At 70.7% G+C, this 15,790-nt stretch carries 13 protein-coding genes; 9 read left to right on the forward strand and 4 right to left on the reverse strand.

All coding sequences use genetic code 11. From position 1 onward, the window contains the following. Positions 1–30 precede the first annotated feature (30 nt). The gene (locus OG884_RS11130) at positions 31–636 is read right to left on the reverse strand and encodes a TetR/AcrR family transcriptional regulator (RefSeq protein ID WP_326644744.1); all 606 of its coding nucleotides are present in this window, start codon (positions 634–636) and stop codon (positions 31–33) included. Positions 637–718: 82 nt separating this feature from the next. Here OG884_RS11130 and glpX point away from each other — a divergent pair, with 82 nt between their 5' ends. After that, on the forward strand, positions 719–1,753 hold the full coding sequence (glpX, locus tag OG884_RS11135; RefSeq protein ID WP_326644746.1) for a class II fructose-bisphosphatase: 1,035 nt from the start codon (positions 719–721) through the stop codon (positions 1,751–1,753). Between the two features lie 61 nt (positions 1,754–1,814). Here the strand turns inward: glpX and OG884_RS11140 are convergent, their stop codons facing one another. Continuing rightward, on the reverse strand, positions 1,815–2,474 hold the full coding sequence (locus OG884_RS11140) for a DUF1707 SHOCT-like domain-containing protein (protein WP_326644747.1): 660 nt from the start codon (positions 2,472–2,474) through the stop codon (positions 1,815–1,817). A gap of 216 nt (positions 2,475–2,690) precedes the next feature. Between OG884_RS11140 and OG884_RS11145 the strand changes: the two genes are divergently transcribed. After that, entirely contained in the window at positions 2,691–3,155 is a 465-nt protein-coding gene (locus tag OG884_RS11145; protein ID WP_326644749.1) for a hypothetical protein, read from the forward strand. On the opposite strand, the gene OG884_RS11150 is transcribed toward OG884_RS11145, so the two are convergent. Further along, positions 3,139–4,662 (reverse strand): aminotransferase-like domain-containing protein, encoded by a 1,524-nt coding sequence (locus OG884_RS11150; protein WP_326644751.1) that lies wholly within the window; start codon positions 4,660–4,662, stop codon positions 3,139–3,141. The genes OG884_RS11145 and OG884_RS11150 overlap by 17 nt on opposite strands. 67 nt (positions 4,663–4,729) lie before the next feature. On the opposite strand from OG884_RS11150, the gene OG884_RS11155 reads away from it, so the two are divergent. Next, positions 4,730–5,659 (forward strand): DMT family transporter, encoded by a 930-nt coding sequence (locus OG884_RS11155; RefSeq protein WP_326644752.1) that lies wholly within the window; start codon positions 4,730–4,732, stop codon positions 5,657–5,659. Here the strand turns inward: OG884_RS11155 and OG884_RS11160 are convergent. Further along, positions 5,586–5,930 (reverse strand): hypothetical protein, encoded by a 345-nt coding sequence (locus OG884_RS11160; RefSeq protein WP_326644753.1) that lies wholly within the window; start codon positions 5,928–5,930, stop codon positions 5,586–5,588. The genes OG884_RS11155 and OG884_RS11160 overlap by 74 nt on opposite strands. A gap of 251 nt (positions 5,931–6,181) precedes the next feature. Between OG884_RS11160 and OG884_RS11165 the strand changes: the two genes are divergently transcribed. The 6 genes from OG884_RS11165 to OG884_RS11190 all read left to right on the forward strand — a co-directional run bounded on the left by OG884_RS11165 (position 6,182) and on the right by OG884_RS11190 (position 15,746). Beyond that, complete coding sequence (locus OG884_RS11165) at positions 6,182–7,834, forward strand: fumarate hydratase (RefSeq protein ID WP_326644754.1); 1,653 nt, start codon at positions 6,182–6,184, stop codon at positions 7,832–7,834. Between the two features lie 332 nt (positions 7,835–8,166). Further along, positions 8,167–9,375 (forward strand): serine/threonine-protein kinase, encoded by a 1,209-nt coding sequence (locus OG884_RS11170; protein WP_326644756.1) that lies wholly within the window; start codon positions 8,167–8,169, stop codon positions 9,373–9,375. Positions 9,376–9,410: 35 nt separating this feature from the next. Beyond that, positions 9,411–11,033, forward strand: a complete 1,623-nt coding sequence (locus OG884_RS11175; protein ID WP_326644758.1) for a protein kinase domain-containing protein — start codon at positions 9,411–9,413, stop codon at positions 11,031–11,033. A gap of 69 nt (positions 11,034–11,102) precedes the next feature. Then, positions 11,103–12,515 (forward strand): class II fumarate hydratase, encoded by a 1,413-nt coding sequence (locus OG884_RS11180; protein ID WP_326644760.1) that lies wholly within the window; start codon positions 11,103–11,105, stop codon positions 12,513–12,515. Between the two features lie 173 nt (positions 12,516–12,688). After that, positions 12,689–13,432 (forward strand): 3-hydroxybutyrate dehydrogenase, encoded by a 744-nt coding sequence (locus OG884_RS11185; RefSeq protein ID WP_326646902.1) that lies wholly within the window; start codon positions 12,689–12,691, stop codon positions 13,430–13,432. Positions 13,433–13,691: 259 nt separating this feature from the next. Continuing rightward, a complete protein-coding gene (locus OG884_RS11190) occupies positions 13,692–15,746 on the forward strand; it encodes a helix-turn-helix domain-containing protein (RefSeq protein ID WP_326644762.1) in 2,055 nt (684 codons plus the stop codon). The last annotated feature ends 44 nt before the right edge of the window (positions 15,747–15,790 follow it).

Here is a 15,790-nt window from a genome sequence, read left to right on the forward strand (position 1 = left end):
ACACTATCCGTTCAGGGAGGTGGTCCGGCCTCAGGGGCGGCGAATCTGGGCGATGATGGCCAGCACGTCCTCGGCGAGCGCCCGTGAGGCGTCCTCGTCGTCGGACAGGGCAACCTCGGAGACCGCGGCGGCGAGCGCCCCGGTGAGGACCACGACCAGCGCTCCCTCGTCCCCCTCGAACAGAGCGGCGTTGCGCTTGGCCCACTGCCGGAGCCGGTCGCGCACGATGACCTCGAACCCCGGCGGCCCGTCACCACGCAGGAACAGCGCGGAGATCTCCCGCTCGGCCAGGCAGCCCTCCAGGTAGGCGCGGGCCCCGGCGATGAACAGCCGCATCGGATCGCTCTCGCCCGCCGCCCTGGCCTCACCGACCGCCTGTTTGGTCCGCTGGGTCTGCCGGGCCTGGAACTCGTCGAAGAGCGTAAGGTAGAGGTCGGCCTTGCCGGAAAAATGGTGGTAAAGGCTGCCGACGCTCGCCCCCGCGCGGGCGACCACGTCCGTGACCCCGGCCTCGGCGAACCCGCTTGTGACGAAAATCTCCCTGGCGGCGGACAGAAGCGCGACGCGCGTGGCGGCTCCTCGCTCGGAGGTCCGTCCGCCCACGCCTTTCACCAGCCGTTCTGTGTCGCTGCTCATGTTGGGCACATTATCCTCCGCCGACCGCTCAGAGGGGCTCCAACTACGATCGTTGCATTATCCACGAGAGGGGTTTCCCACCATGTCTGATCAGACGTCCGTTCCCGCCGCCCTCGCCACGGGCGAGCACGCCCCTGATCGCAACCTCGCCCTGGAGTTGGTCCGCGTCACGGAGGCGGCCGCGATGGCCGCGGCCCGCTGGGTCGGGCGGGGTGACAAGAACGGTGCCGACGGCGCCGCGGTGAACGCGATGCGCCAGCTGATCAACACGGTGTCGATGCGCGGCGTGGTGGTGATCGGCGAGGGCGAAAAGGACAACGCGCCGATGCTCTACAACGGTGAAAACGTGGGTGACGGCAGCGGCGCGGCGTGCGATGTGGCGGTCGACCCGATCGACGGCACCCGGCTGACCGCGCTCGGCATGCCCAACGGGATCTCGGTGATCGCGGTCAGCGAGCGCGGCTCGATGTACGACCCGTCCGCCGTCTTCTACATGGACAAGCTGGTCACCGGCCCCGAGGCCGCCTCGTCAGTGGACATCAACGCGCCGGTGGCCGACAACATCGCCGCGGTGGCCCGCGCCAAGGGCGGCGAGCCCTCGGACGTGACCGTGGTCATCCTCGACCGGCCCCGCCACGAAAAGATCATCCAGGAGATCCGGGAGACCGGTGCCCGGATCAGGCTCATCACCGACGGCGACGTGGCCGGTGCGATCATGGCGGCCCGGGTGGGCACCGGCGTCGACCTGATGCTCGGCATCGGCGGCACGCCGGAGGGCATCATCGCCGCGTGCGCCCTCAAGTGCCTCGGCGGCGTCATCCAGGGCAGGCTCTGGCCGCAGGACGACGCCGAACGCCGCCGGGCGCTGGACGCGGGCCTCGATCTCGACGCCACGCTGAGCACGGACGACCTGGTCAGGTCCGACGACGTGTTCTTCGCGGCCACCGGAATCACCGACGGTGAGCTGATGCAGGGCGTCCGCTACCGCGCGGGGCGGGCCATCACCAATTCCCTGGTCATGCGCGGCCGTTCCGGGACGATCCGGAAGATCGAGAGCGAGCACCAGCTCTGGAAGCTGCGGGCGTACAGCGCGATCAACTTCGACAGCGCCGGCTGAGGAGGGGCGACCAACTCCGACAGCTCCGGCTGAGGAGTGGCGACGGCGCCGGGAGCGGTGGTCAGCGGCGAAACCAAGGGCGGCGAGGGCGCTTGGGGGACTTGGCCACGATGTTCCCGAGCGTGACGACGCCGGTGATCTCGATGACCGGGCCGTCGGGCGAGGCCGGGGGGACCTGATTCTTCTTGCCCCCCATGAAGGATGAGGCGGGCATCTCGATCCGCACGCCCTCGGGGACGATCAGGGTGAGGGTGCCGCCCACCACGGTGACCTGCAGGGTCACCCGGCTGGACTGAAGCACTGCCTCGCACAGATCGAGCTTGACGTTGGCGCAGATCGCGGTGGCGGAGAACCTGGTCGGCACGACCCAGCGGCCCGTACGCTCCTCGGAGCCGAACAGGGCCGTCACCGGGCCGACGTCGATGCGGAGCGGCTGTGCCTCCGGTGGGAGCAGGTCGGCGGTGAGTGCGGAGAGCTCGCCCAGCGTGCGGGCGCGGTAGAGCGCGTCGGTGCGCTCGTCGTGCTCGTCGTGGCTGAGACGTCCATCGGCGAGCGCGTCGCCCAGCACGGCGGCCACCCTCTCACGGTCGACGTCTCCGGCCCTCAGGTCGGCGGGACGTGGCTCGGGGCTGTTATGACGGGTGGCAGGGGGCCGGGGACTCTCCACATCTCGACCATAATCCCTGCCGGGGCTCCGGCGGCGTCGCCGGGTCACCGACATGCTCCGGAAAAGCGAGCAGCGGGCGCGGTGGGCTCAGGTCGTCGCCCCCGAGCGCTCCATCGATCCGTTCCGGCCCACTGCAGGCCCCGGCCTCCGGCCCACCACAAACCCCGGCCGGGTAGGCGAACCCGGCAGGTAGCCGGCCATTGACCGCCGGGTACGCCGCCCCTACTCTGACGGGAATCTGAACCCCCCTCATGTTCTCTGGAGGTCGGCGTGCCCCTCCCACGTGACAGACAGGCGCGCGTGGCGACCTGGGCGGCGTTCTTCGTCCAGGGCCTCTGCTTCGCCACCCTGCTCACCCATGTGATCGACCTCCAGCACAGGTTCGGGCTCAGCGACGGCGACCTCACCCTGGTCCTGCTGCTCGTGCCGATGATCGCCGGTGTCGGCAGCGCGATCGCGGGCCTGCTGGCGAGCCGGTTCGGCGTCGGCCTGTCCATCATCGCCCCGCAGTCGTTCTCGGCCGCCGGGCGCCTCGGCGCCGGGGCGGAGACCGCGATCGCACGGGTCAACATGTTCAACTACGTCGGCTTCCTCGTCGGCGCCGCCGTGGTCGGCACCCTCAACGACGAGGTGAACATCCGCGTGGCCTTCTTACCCGCGGTGGTCCTGGTGGCCCTGATCGTGTTCCTGGCCAGGGGTTTCCAGCCGGAACCGGAAGTCACCGCGCGCCCCTAGGCCCTGGTCCCAGGGCACCCGCGAGGGCGCGGATCGTCTGGTCGGCGCGGTGTACGGGCAGGCGGGCGAAGCCCATCAACAGCGCGGGCGGGCCGGGGGCGTAGCGCATCGGACCTACCGGCTCGACCGCCAGCCCGCATTCCTCCGCCCTGTCCGTCACCGATGCCTCATCCCAGCCGTACGGCAGCTCGGCGAGCAGATGGAGCCCGGCCGAGACGCCCCGTACGGTGATCTCGGGCAGGTGCTCGCCGAGGGCCAGCACCAGGGCGTCGCGCCGGGAGCGGTACTGCCGGCGCATCCTTCTCAGGTGCCGGTCGTAGTCGCCGGTCGCCACGAAGTCGGCCAGGACGTACTGCTCCAGTACGGGCGAGCCCAGGTCCAGCTCGCCGCGGGCCAGCCGCAGCGACTCGGCGATCTCGGGCGGAGCGACCACCCAGCCCAGGCGGAGCCCTGGGGCCAGGGACTTGCTGACGCTCCCGATCAGGACCACCCGGTCGGCGGCCAGCCCCTGCAGGCAGCCCACCGGGTCGCGGTCGAAACGGAACTCCGCGTCGTAGTCGTCCTCCAGGATCATCGCGCCGGTCGCGGCGGCCCACTCGATCAACTCGGCGCGGCGGCGGGGCGAGAGCACCACCCCCGTCGGGTACTGGTGCGCGGGAGTGAGCATCACCGCCCGCGCCCCGGTCCGGGCCAGTGCCCCGACATCGATGCCCTCGTCGTCCACGGGGACGGCGACCAGGTCGGCTCCCGCCGCGCGGAGCAGCGGGAGCTGGCGCACCCCGGCCGGGTCCTCGACCGCCAGCAGGATCCGGCCCGGGGAGGACACGGAGTGCGCGACCCGCTGGACGAACCAGTCGAGGTCGTGGCGCGCCCGAACCCGGGGAAGCCTTCCCGCGAGCGCCTGAACGGTGAGGCTCAGCCCCTGCGCCACTCCGCCCACGATGACCAGGTTGTCGCAGATCACATTGGCCGCCCGGACCCTCCCGAGGTAGGCGGCCAGCTCCTCACGGAGGATGGGAACGCCGCCGGGGTCGCCGTAGTCCAGGGCCTCGACGGGCAGCGCGGTGAGCGTACGCCTCATCGAGGCCAGCCACCGCTCCCTGGGGAACGCGCCCAGGTCGGGCGCGGTGGAGCGGCGCCCGTGATACGACTCGCGGTCCTTCGCGGGGCTCGCCGGCCCCGGGCCGGCGAGCGGGGGCGTGTTGTCCCGCGGCCGGAAAAGGCCACCGGGAACGGCGCTGGAAACGGCGGTGGGGCGGCCCGCGGCCGGGGCCACCGTGGTGCCCGCCCCGGTCCTGGAGATCAGGAAGCCCTCGGCGACGAGCTGCTCGTACGCCTCGACCACCACGCCCCGGGAGAGCCCCAGGTCTCTGGCCAGCTCGCGGCTGGCGGGCAGCCGGACCCCGGCGGCCAGGCGTCCGCGCCGTACCGCCTCGCGGAGCTCGCGGGCGATCTGGGCGGCGACGCCGCCCGCCGCACGGTCGACGATGAGATGCAGATCGGCCAATTGGTCCTCTGATTCAACGCTCCATTGGACCCGACGGGGGAGCCATTGGCTTCCTAGCATTCCGCACATGAACGTGGATGTCAGCACCACCGCCCGGCCGGAGTTACGCGGTCTGAGTGAGGCCGCGGGAGCGATGTTCCTGGTGGGAACCCTGGCGGGGGTCGCCGGGGTGATCGGGGACTATCCGGTCTACGGCGGCCAGGCCATGCGTTACCTGCTGGCGGCCGTGGTCCTTCTCACGGTCGCCCGGATGGCGGGGCTGCGGTTCGTGCGGCTCACGCCCCGTGAGACGGCGCTGCTGGCGTCGCTCTCCCTGACGGGGCTGGTGATCTTCAATGTGTGCGTGATCGAGGCCACCCGGCACGGCGGCCCTGCCCTGGTCGGCACCGTTCTCGGTACCGTACCGCTGGCGCTGGCCCTGCTCGGCGGGCGCCCCTCACCCCGGCTCCTGCTGGCGGCGGCGGTGGTCGTCGCCGGAGCGACGGTGGCCACCGGGCTGGGCAGCGGCGACCCGGCCGGGCTGCTCTGGTCGCTGGGCGCGCTGGGCTGCGAGATCTGCTTCTCCATGCTGGCCATCCCGCTGCTGCCGAAGCTGGGCGCCGTACGCGTCTCGGCCTATTCGGCGGCGTTGGCCGTGCCGCTGCTGGCCGTGGCGGGCCTGCTCGCGGACGGAACCGCGATGATCCGTGTGCCGACCGCACCCGAGATCGCGGGTCTCGGCTACCAGTCGCTGGTCGTGACGGCCGTGGCGTTCTTCCTCTGGTACGACGCGCTGCCCCGGCTCGGCCCGGGGACCGCGGGACTGTTCGCCGGGTTGATCCCGGTCGGCGCCATCGCCACCGGCGCGATCCTTGGCCTCGGTACGCCCTCGGTGCCCGACCTGCTCGGCGCGGCGCTCGTGGTCGCCGGCATCGTCATCGGCCTCAGAGCCGGTGCACGCGCTGCCGGGGCAGGCTCATCGTCTGTGAAGGTGCGTCGCCCTGCTGGGGCAGGCTGACCCGCTCGGCGTTGTCGGCCCGCCGCAGGGGCGCCGCCCCCTGATGCGGGGGCAGGATCACCTGTCCCGACTCGGCGCCGATCCGCTGCCTGGGGACGGCGGTCCGAGAATCCGGCCAGCTCACCGGCCATTGAGGAGTCCGTCCATTGCCCTCCTTGATGCTTGTCAGCGTGATGGCTATCAGCGATATGGCGAGACCGGCCACCACGAAGACGGCCACGAGGATCAACAGGATGATGTCACCGATCATGATGGTGTTTCCGATGTCCATGATGTCTCCCAACTTCCACCGGACGCTCGGTCCGGCCCCTTTTCAATTTTCCCTGCCTCTTCGGACATATGTGAACAAAGAGCGCATATGCCATTAATATTTGTCCCAAATATGTAGTTTTCATATGATCTGTCCCCAAGTGTTCGTGTGGAGAGGGATCGAGACGCCGCCCGCCCGACCGCGGCGGTCGGGCACGATCGCGAGGGCCGTACCCTCTAGGAAAACGGCGCCCGCACGGAGGATCCACGACGATGCCCGAGTTCGACTACACCGACCTGCTTCCCATGGGACCGGACGAGACGGAGTACCGTCTGATCACCGCCGAGGGGGTGCGGGTCGTCGAGGCCGCGGGGCGCAGGTTCCTGGAGGTCGAGCCCGAGGCGCTGCGGCTGCTCACCGAGACCGCCGTCCACGACATCTCCCACTACCTGCGGTCATCCCACCTGGCCCAGCTCCGCAAGATCATCGAAGACCCCGAGTCGAGCGGGAACGACCGCTTCGTCGCCCTCGACCTGCTGAAGAACGCCTCGATCTCGGCGGGCGGCGTGCTCCCGATGTGCCAGGACACCGGCACCGCGATCGTGATGGGCAAGCGCGGCCGCCACGTGCTCACCGACGGCGCCGACGCCGAGCACATCTCCCGCGGCGTCTACGACGCCTACACCCGGCTGAACCTGCGCTACTCCCAGATGGCCCCCCTCAGCATGTGGGAGGAGAAGAACACCGGCTCCAACCTCCCCGCGCAGATCGAGCTCTACGCCGAGGACCCGCTCGGCCACCCCGACGAGTACAAGCTGCTGTTCATGGCCAAGGGCGGCGGCAGCGCCAACAAGTCGTTCCTGTACCAGGAGACGAAGGCCGTGCTCAACGAGAAGCGGATGCTCCAGTTCCTGGAGGAGAAGATCCGCTCCCTCGGCACCGCCGCCTGCCCGCCGTACCACCTGGCGATCGTCGTCGGCGGCACGTCGGCCGAGTTCGCGCTGAAGACCGCCAAGTACGCCAGCGCCCGCTACCTGGACTCCATCCCCACCGAAGGATCCCCCTCCGGCCACGGCTTCCGCGACACCGACCTGGAGGCCAAGGTCTTCGAGCTCACCCAGAAGCTCGGCATCGGCGCGCAGTTCGGCGGCAAGTACTTCTGCCACGATGTCCGCGTCATCCGCCTCCCCCGTCACGGCGCCTCCTGCCCCGTCGCCATCGCGGTCTCCTGCAGCGCCGACCGCCAGGCCCTGGCGAAGATCACCCCCGAGGGGGTCTTCCTGGAGCAGCTGGAGACCGACCCTGCGAGGTTCCTGCCGGAGACCACGGACGCGCACCTGTCGGACGACGTGGTGAAGATCGACCTCAACCGCCCGATGCAGGAGATCCTCTCCGAGCTGACCAGATACCCGGTCAAGACCCGCCTGTCGCTGACGGGGCCGCTCGTGGTGGCCCGCGACATCGCGCACGCCAAGATCGGCGAGCTCCTGGACGCCGGCGGCGAGATGCCGCAGTACCTCAAGGACCACGCGGTCTACTACGCCGGCCCCGCCAAGACCCCCGAGGGCTACGCCTCCGGCTCCTTCGGCCCGACCACCGCCGGCCGGATGGACTCCTACGTCGAACGCTTCCAGGCCGCCGGCGGCTCCAAGGTCATGCTTGCCAAGGGCAACCGCTCCAAGCAGGTCACGGACGCCTGCAGGACCCACGGCGGCTTCTACCTCGGCTCCATCGGCGGCCCCGCCGCCCGCCTCGCCCAGGACTGCATCAAGAAGGTGGAGGTCCTGGAATACCCCGAGCTGGGCATGGAGGCCGTCTGGAGGATCGAGGTCGAGGACTTCCCCGCCTTCATCGTCGTCGACGACAAGGGCGAAGATTTTTTTACGGACTCGACCGGCCCCGTGCTGAGCATCGGCCGCCGCTGATCACACCCCGGCCTTCGCCGAACTCCGTCACACAGGCGCCCGAGGTCGACGACCTCGACCTCGGAGCGCCTGGCGGAGGTGAACGGCCGGACGGCGAAAGCCCGGCGCGCTCGCCCGCGGGGCAGCCGGCCGACGCCGGGGAGCACGCTTATTACCTGCAGTTTCGCAACATTCATCCTGGTTATCCGGAGAAGCCGGGACCCCTGGGCAATTGGCCAGATATCACGTAGCGTTTCTCAACAGTTACGAGCGCGAAAATCTGACCGAAGTTGGCAAGAAGATTCGGCCCGGTCTCTACTGGTCTCATTACGCAAATCGGTAAGCTGCACCACATGCGTGCGCCGCCCGGATACCTTCTTGCAGCGCGCTACCGGCTGTCGGAACCGGTTGGGCGCGGTGGCATGGGCACTGTCTGGCGCGCACATGACGAGCTGCTCAACCGCGAGGTGGCGGTCAAGGAGGTCCGCCTCCCCCTGATCCTCGACGAGGATCTCCGCGCCGAGCTGTGCGCCAGGACCGAGCGTGAGGGACGGGCGACCGCGATGGTCGCCCACCCCTCGGTCATCACCGTCTTCGACGTCGTCACCGAGGACGAGCGCCCCTGGATCGTGATGGAGCTGCTCCGCGCCAGATCGCTGGAGCAGCTCCTGCAGGACCACGGCCCGCTGCCTCCACGCCAGGTGGCGGAGATCGGCCGGCAGGTCCTGGGGGCGCTGCGCGCCGTGCACGCCAAGGGGATCCTCCATCGCGACGTGAAGCCCAGCAACGTCCTGGTGACCGACGACCGGGCGGTGCTCACCGATTTCGGCCTGGCCGCGCTCGAAGGCGACGTGTCGATCACCCAGGCGGGCATCGTGCTGGGCTCGGCCGGGTACATCGCCCCCGAGCGCGTGCTGGGCGCCAAGGCCAGCCCGTCCGGCGACCTGTGGTCGCTCGGCGCGACCCTCTACACCGCCGTCGAGGGCCGCGGCCTGCACGGCCGCCGTACGGCCGCCGCCGCGCTCGCCGCGCTGACCAGCGGCGAGCCGATCCCCATAGAGCGGGCGGGACCGCTGACGCCGGTGCTGCGGGGCCTCCTCACCATCGACCCGAACTCCCGGCTCGACGCGGGACGGGCCTCGCTGATGCTCGCCCGGGTGGCGGCCGGCGGGCTGGTCGAGGAGCCCTTCGGCATGCCTCCCGGCCGGCCCGACGCCAGGCCCTCCGGGCGATTCGACGCCAGGCCGCCCGCGGGCAGGTCCGACGGGACCTCGGGTCCGCCGTTCAGCCGCCGTTCCCAGCACCGTGGGCTGCACCGGTTCGGTTCGGCGCCGACGCCCGCCCCTCGGTCCTCGGCTCCCCTGTCGGCCCCGCCGCCGTCCGGACCGATGTCGGTACCGGTGTCTCAGCCTCGTGCGCACCGGCGCCCGGGCGAGGGCGTACACAGAAAGCCGACAGAGGTTTCGTCAAGCTATCGCCCATTTGTCCGTTTCATGACGCCCCTTATAAGGTTGATGCTCCCGCGTCTTCTCTGGCCGAGGGAACTCCGTAAGCGCGGGTAAAGCGCTTCTCAAGGTGGAATGGCTATCTTCTTCTCATGCCGGAACAGCAGATGCGCGTGCTCGCGGACCGTTACGAGCTGATCGCGCCGCTCGGCCGGGGCACGATGGGCACAGTTTGGAAAGCCCATGACCGTTCCCTTGGCCGTGAGGTCGCGATCAAGGAGATCCGTCAGGAGCCCGGCCTCAGCGAGGCGCAACGCACCGAACTTCGGGAACGGATGATCCGCGAGGGTCGTACGGCCGCCCGCATCAGCCATCCCTCGGTGGCCACGGTCCACGACGCCATCATCGAGGACGGCAGCCCCTGGATCATCATGGAGCTCGTACAGGCACGCTCCCTCGAACAGGTGATCGAGGAGGAGGGGCCGCTCCCGCCCCGCCTGGTCGCCGAGATCGGGGCCGACCTGCTGGGGGCGCTCCGCGCGGCCCACGCCCAGGGAGTGCTGCACCGCGACGTCAAGCCCGGCAACGTACTGATCACCGAGAGCGGCCGGGTGGTGCTCACCGACTTCGGCATCGCCAAGGCCGAAGGCGACACGAACCTCACCAAGACCGGCATGGTGATCGGCTCTCCCGGTTACACCGCGCCCGAGCGGGCCCGCGGCGAGCACAACGGACCCGAGTCGGACCTGTGGTCCCTCGGCGCCACGCTGTACTTCGCGGTCGAGGGCCGCCCTGCCTACGAACGGGCCTCGGTGGCGGAGACCCTGGCCGCACTGATGAGCGAGCAGGTCGACCCGCCGACCCAGGCGGGACCCCTGCGCCCGGTGCTCGAACAACTGCTGGAGAAGGACCACACGGCGCGGCTGACGACCTCCCAGGCGGGCGCGATGCTCCGGGCCGTGGCGGACACCCCCTCGCACCTCGCGGACTCCATCCCCCCCACCCCCGCGCCGCCCTTCGCACCGTCCCATCCCACCTCGGAGACACCCTTCGGGCAGGACGCGGCAGAGAACGACAGCGACGACTTTGATGCCGACCGCACCATGGTGGTCATCCGCCCCAGGGACGGCCTGCGCATCCCCGGCGGAACGACGCCCGTCGCGGAACCCACCGCCGCCCCTCCCCCTGCCGAGGCTCCCGGCCGCCAGACGGCCTCGCCCTACCCGGACAGCCCGCCCCTCGCGGAGCCGGGCAGGCCGGTCGCCGGACGGCAGGGCCCTCCCGGTCTCGGGACCCCGGTCGCGCGGGGCCCCGTGGCCGCCGGTCGCGGCCCGGGCGTCTTCAGACGGCAGGGAAACGAGCGCGGATTCCCCGACAGCGGAAAACCTGATCTTTCCGCCACCCCGCCACACGGCTTCCCCCCGGTCGATCCGGAGTTCGGGGCACCCGTCGCGGAACACCCGGGAGCCCTCGGCGGCCGCCCGCCGCACAGCCTCCTCCCCGGTGACCGACCCGCCGACGCGGGAACCCCGATCTCCCCGCAACCCTGGCGCCCGCCGGGCCCCGAGGCGTCCGACGGCGCCTTCGGCCGCTCTTCCGGCCTGGGCACCGACCTGTTCGCGATCGCGGGCCAGAACGCCCAGCCCGTCCCCGGCGCTCCGGGAGAGCGGAAGGCTCCCTCGCGGAAGCCTCCGATCGGCATCCTCGTCCTCATGGGCGTGGCGGCGATCGCACTGGTAACGATCATGATCCTGGTGGTGGCCGCCTTCGCCTGAGTACACCCCCCTCCGGTAAGGACCCGTGCCCGCCGGTTTGATTCCCTCCCGAGGACGCAGACTGGACGTATGAGCGAGTATCGGATCGAGCATGACTCGATGGGCGAGGTGCGGGTGCCTGCGGGCGCGAAGTGGCGGGCGCAGACCCAGCGTGCGGTGGAGAACTTCCCCATCTCCGGGCGCGGGCTGGAGGTCCCGCACATCTCCGCGCTCGGCCTGATCAAGGCCCTCGCCGCCGAGGTCAACGCCGAACTGGGGGTGCTCGACAAGGAGACGGCACAGGCGATCGCCGAGGCCGCCACCGACGTCGCGGAGAACGAGTGGGACGGCGAGTTCCCCGTCGACGTCTTCCAGACCGGCTCCGGCACCTCCTCCAACATGAACGCCAATGAGGTGATCGCCACCCTCGCCGAGGAGCGGCTGGGGCGCCCCGTCCACCCCAACGACCACGTGAACGCCTCGCAGTCGTCCAACGACGTGTTCCCCACCTCCATCCACGTCGCCGCCATGACCGAGGTGTCGTACCACCTGATCCCCTCGCTACGGCACCTGGCCACCGCGCTGCGGGACAAGTCCCTGGAGTTCGACGGCGTGGTGAAGGCGGGACGTACGCACCTGATGGACGCCACCCCGGTCACGCTGGGGCAGGAGTTCGGCGGGTACGCCACGCAGATCGACAATGCCGTCGGGCGGGTGCGCGGCGCGCTTCCGCACCTCGCCCAGCTGCCCCTGGGCGGTACGGCGGTCGGCACCGGCGTCAACACCCCTCCCGGCTTCGCGGCCAGGGTCATCGAGAAGCTACGCGAGGCCACCGGGCTGCCGTTCTCCGAGGCTCCCGACCACTTCGAGGCCCAAGGTGCCCGGGACGCCATCGTGGAGCTCTCCGGTCAGCTCCGTACGGTCGCGGTATCGCTCAACAAGATCGCCAACGATCTCCGCTGGATGGGGTCCGGCCCCCGGGCGGGGCTGGGCGAGATCAACCTGCCCGATCTCCAGCCCGGCTCCTCGATCATGCCGGGCAAGGTCAACCCGGTCGTCCCCGAGGCGGTGACCATGGTCGCCGCCCAGGTCATCGGGAACGACACGGCCATCACCTTCTCCGGCGCCTCGGGCACGTTCGAGCTCAACGTGATGCTCCCGGTCATCGCGCGCAACATCCTGGAGTCCGTCCGGCTGCTCGCCAACGCCTCCCGGCTGCTGGCCGACCGGTGCGTGCACGGCATAACCGCCAACACCGACCGGCTGCGCGAGTACGCGGAGTCCTCGCCGTCGATCGTCACCCCGCTCAACCCCTACGTCGGGTACGAGGAGGCCGCCAAGATAGCGAAGCAGGCCCTGGCCGAGCGCAAGACCATCCGCGAGGTCGTCATCGAGCGTGGCCACGTCACCAACGGCTCCCTCACCGAGGAACGGCTCGACGACCTGCTCGACGTGCTCTCCATGACCCGGCCTCCGTCCCAGCCTCCGCATGCCACCGTCTGAGACACCGCCCTTCCCTCGGCGGTGGCCGGCCCGGGAGGCTCGTACTCCGGCACGCATCGACATCTCCCCGAACCGGGCGGGAGGGCGGAGTCAGGCCACATATACCGGGAATGGAGTGTGGGGGTGGGCGACATGGGCTGGGATTCAGGTCATTGCCTAGATTCGGCAGCATGATGGACCTAGCGGGTCGGCGCGCCGTGGTGACCGGGGCGGGCAGCGGGATCGGGCGCGCCTGCGCGCACCGGCTGGCCGCGGCCGGAGCACACGTGCTGGTGGTCGACATCGACGCCGAGGCCGCGGCCAAGGTCGCCGCGGAGATCTCGGGGACACCCGTCGTCGCGGACCTGTCGGCACCGGACTTCACCCGGGCGATCCCGCCCGGCACGGACATCCTGGTGAACAACGCGGGATTCCAGCACGTCGCCCCGATCGAGGAGTTCCCCCCCGAGGTGTTCTCCAAGATACTCAAAGTGATGGTGGAGGCCCCCTTCCTACTGGTCAGGGAGACGCTGCCGGGAATGTACGAGCGCGGCTGGGGCCGGATCGTCAACATCTCCTCGGTCCACGGGCTCCGTGCCTCGCCCTACAAGTCCGCGTACGTCACCGCCAAGCACGCCCTCGAAGGGCTGTCCAAAGTGATCGCCCTGGAGGGCGCCCCGCACGGCGTCACCTCCAACTGCGTCAGCCCCGCCTACGTCCGCACCCCCCTGGTGGAGAACCAGATCGGCGCCCAGGCCGGGACCCACGGCATCGGCAGGGACGAGGTGGTCGAGCAGATCATGCTCGCCCCCGCCGCCATCAAACGGCTCATCGAACCCGCGGAGGTAGCCGAACTCGTCGCCTACCTCTGCGGCCCGCACGCCTCCTCCATAACCGGCACCTCCCTCCCCCTCGACGGCGGCTGGACCGCCCGCTGATCCCCATGAGACCGTGCCAACCTCTGAACCGCGACGCGCCGACTGGACTGAGGAGTGCCCGTGAGGCCGCGCCGGTGACTGGACTGAGGAGTGCCCGTGAGGCCGCGCCGGTGACTGGACTGAGGAGTGCCCGTGAGGCCGCGCCGGTGACTGGACTGAGGAGTGAAGGAGCGAAGCGGATGAACGACGAGGGAAGGAGCCGGATCCCAGCGGCCGAACCGCGACGCGCCAGCGTCGCCAACAACACAGAGCGAAGCGGATGAACGACGAGGGAAGGAGCCGGATCCCAGCGGCCGAACCGCGACGCGCCAGCGTCGCCAACAACACAGTCTTTCTTGAGCTGCTGGCCAGGGAGGCGTCCGCCGTCGAGTTCGAGGGCCCCGTTCTCGCGGCGAGGAGCGGCGGGGTCGGCGCGGAGGCGCTGGCCGAGCTGGAGGAGGCCAAGCTCACCGCGTTGAGGGTACGGGCGCTGCTGCGGCGCAGGGCGAAGCGTGAGGCGGAGCTGTCCGCGCTGTTCGACACGGCGGGCGACCTCGCGGGACTGCGGGATCTGGACGCCGTCCTGGAGGCCATCGTGCACCGGGCCAGGCAGTTGCTCGGGACCGATGCCGCCTACATGACGCTGCACGACCCCGAGCGAGGCGACACCTGGATGCGGGTGACCGACGGCTCGGTCTCGGCGAATTTCCGGGCGCTACGGCTGCCCATGGGCGCGGGTCTCGGCGGGCTGGTGGCCCAGACCGCCACCCCGTACTCGACCGCCGACTACTTCGCCGACGCGCGCTTCCGGCACAAGACCGACATCGACGACGCGGTGCTTGAGGAGGGGCTGGTCGCCATCCTCGGCGTACCGCTCAAGCTGGGCACCCGGGTGATCGGGGTGTTGTTCGCGGCCAACCGGAGCGTGCGGCCCTTCACCCAGGACGAGGTCGTGCTGCTGGGTTCACTGGCCGCGCACGCGGCGGTGGCGATCGACAACGCCCGGCTGCTGCAGGAGACCAGGAACGCGCTGGAGGAGCTCAGCGAGGCCAGCCGGCAGGTGAACGCGCACAGCCAGGCCGTGGAACGCGCGGCTCTCGCGCACGACCGGATGACCGGTCTGGTGCTGCGCGGCGGCGGGATCGAAGACGTGGCGGCGGTGGTGACGGAGGTGCTCGGCGGTTCGCTGACGGTGCTCGACGGCGCCGGGCGCCCGATCGCCGGGGACGCGAGCGTGCTGGAGGGCACGCTGGACGAGGAGACGCTCGACCAGACGGAATCCGAGCAGAGATCCGCACCGAGATCCGCACGACGGTCGGCGCGGAAACCGGCGCGGGGGGCCGGCGCCGGGCGGGAGGAGGGCGCCGGGCAGTCGCCGCGGAAGGCGGCGGACGTGATCGCGGACGCCGCGCGGTCGTCGAGGACGCTCGGGCGCACCGTGTGGCGGGGGAACCTGCTGGTCGCCTCGGTGGATGTGGGAGCGGAACCGCTGTGCACGCTGGTGTTGCGCAACGGCGGCCAGACGTCGGACGCCGATCATCGCATCCTGGAACGGGCCGCGCTGGTCACCGCGTTGCTACTGCTGTTCCGGCGTACGGTGGCCGAGGCGGAGGGCCGGGTCAGGGGTGAGCTGCTCGACGACCTGATCTCGCGGCCCGCCCTCGACGGCCTGGCCGACCGTGCCCGGCGGGTGGGCGTGAACCTGGACGCCGACCACGTGGTGGTCGTGGTCCGCCACGGCGGCGGGCGGGAGCGGGCCGCGTTCTGGGCGTCCTCCCAGGCGGCCCTGCACCACGGCCTCGCCGCCCAGCGTGGCGACGAGGTGGTCCTGCTGCTGCCGGGGGACCGGCCCGGCCCTCTGGCGAAGCGGGTGGCGACCGAACTGAGCGCCTCGCTGGGCCAGCCGGCCACGGCGGGCGCCGGAGGGCCCGTACGCGGCGCCGCGGCGGTGGCCGCGGGGCACCGGGAGGCGCAGCGCTGCGCCGACGCCCTGGTGGCCCTGGGGCGGGCCGGAGACGGTGCCGACGCCAGGGAGCTCGGCTTCGTCGGACTGCTGGTCGGTGAGGGACGCGACATCGGGGCGTTCGTCACCTCGACGCTCGGCCCGGTGATCGACTATGACGCCCGCAAGGGCACCACGCTGGTGCGGACGCTCACCGCGTACTTCGGCGGGGGCGGCTCACTGTCGCGTACGAGCGAGGCCCTGCACATCCATGTCAACACGGTCACCCAGCGCCTGGATCGGATCAGCCGACTCCTCGGCGACGACTGGCAGGCCCCCGACCGTGCCCTGGAGATCCAACTCGCCCTCCGCCTGCACCGCCTCAGCGGCTGACACCGTTTCAAACACCGGAACCGTAAACCGGAACCGTAAACCTG

Source organism: Streptosporangium sp. NBC_01755 (assembly GCF_035917995.1).
Lineage (GTDB): Bacteria > Actinomycetota > Actinomycetes > Streptosporangiales > Streptosporangiaceae > Streptosporangium.

Excerpts from the sequence above, each read along its gene's own strand:
- OG884_RS11130 (WP_326644744.1), bottom strand. The coding sequence starts at position 636 with ATGAGCAGCGACACAGAACGGCTGGTGAAAGGCGTGGGCGGACGGACC.
- glpX (WP_326644746.1), top strand. The coding sequence starts at position 719 with ATGTCTGATCAGACGTCCGTTCCCGCCGCCCTCGCCACGGGCGAGCAC.
- OG884_RS11140 (WP_326644747.1), bottom strand. The coding sequence starts at position 2,474 with ATGTCGGTGACCCGGCGACGCCGCCGGAGCCCCGGCAGGGATTATGGT.
- OG884_RS11155 (WP_326644752.1), top strand. The coding sequence starts at position 4,730 with ATGAACGTGGATGTCAGCACCACCGCCCGGCCGGAGTTACGCGGTCTG.
- OG884_RS11160 (WP_326644753.1), bottom strand. The coding sequence starts at position 5,930 with ATGGACATCGGAAACACCATCATGATCGGTGACATCATCCTGTTGATC.
- OG884_RS11165 (WP_326644754.1), top strand. The coding sequence starts at position 6,182 with ATGCCCGAGTTCGACTACACCGACCTGCTTCCCATGGGACCGGACGAG.
- OG884_RS11170 (WP_326644756.1), top strand. The coding sequence starts at position 8,167 with ATGCGTGCGCCGCCCGGATACCTTCTTGCAGCGCGCTACCGGCTGTCG.
- OG884_RS11175 (WP_326644758.1), top strand. The coding sequence starts at position 9,411 with ATGCCGGAACAGCAGATGCGCGTGCTCGCGGACCGTTACGAGCTGATC.
- OG884_RS11180 (WP_326644760.1), top strand. The coding sequence starts at position 11,103 with ATGAGCGAGTATCGGATCGAGCATGACTCGATGGGCGAGGTGCGGGTG.
- OG884_RS11185 (WP_326646902.1), top strand. The coding sequence starts at position 12,689 with ATGGACCTAGCGGGTCGGCGCGCCGTGGTGACCGGGGCGGGCAGCGGG.
- OG884_RS11190 (WP_326644762.1), top strand. The coding sequence starts at position 13,692 with ATGAACGACGAGGGAAGGAGCCGGATCCCAGCGGCCGAACCGCGACGC.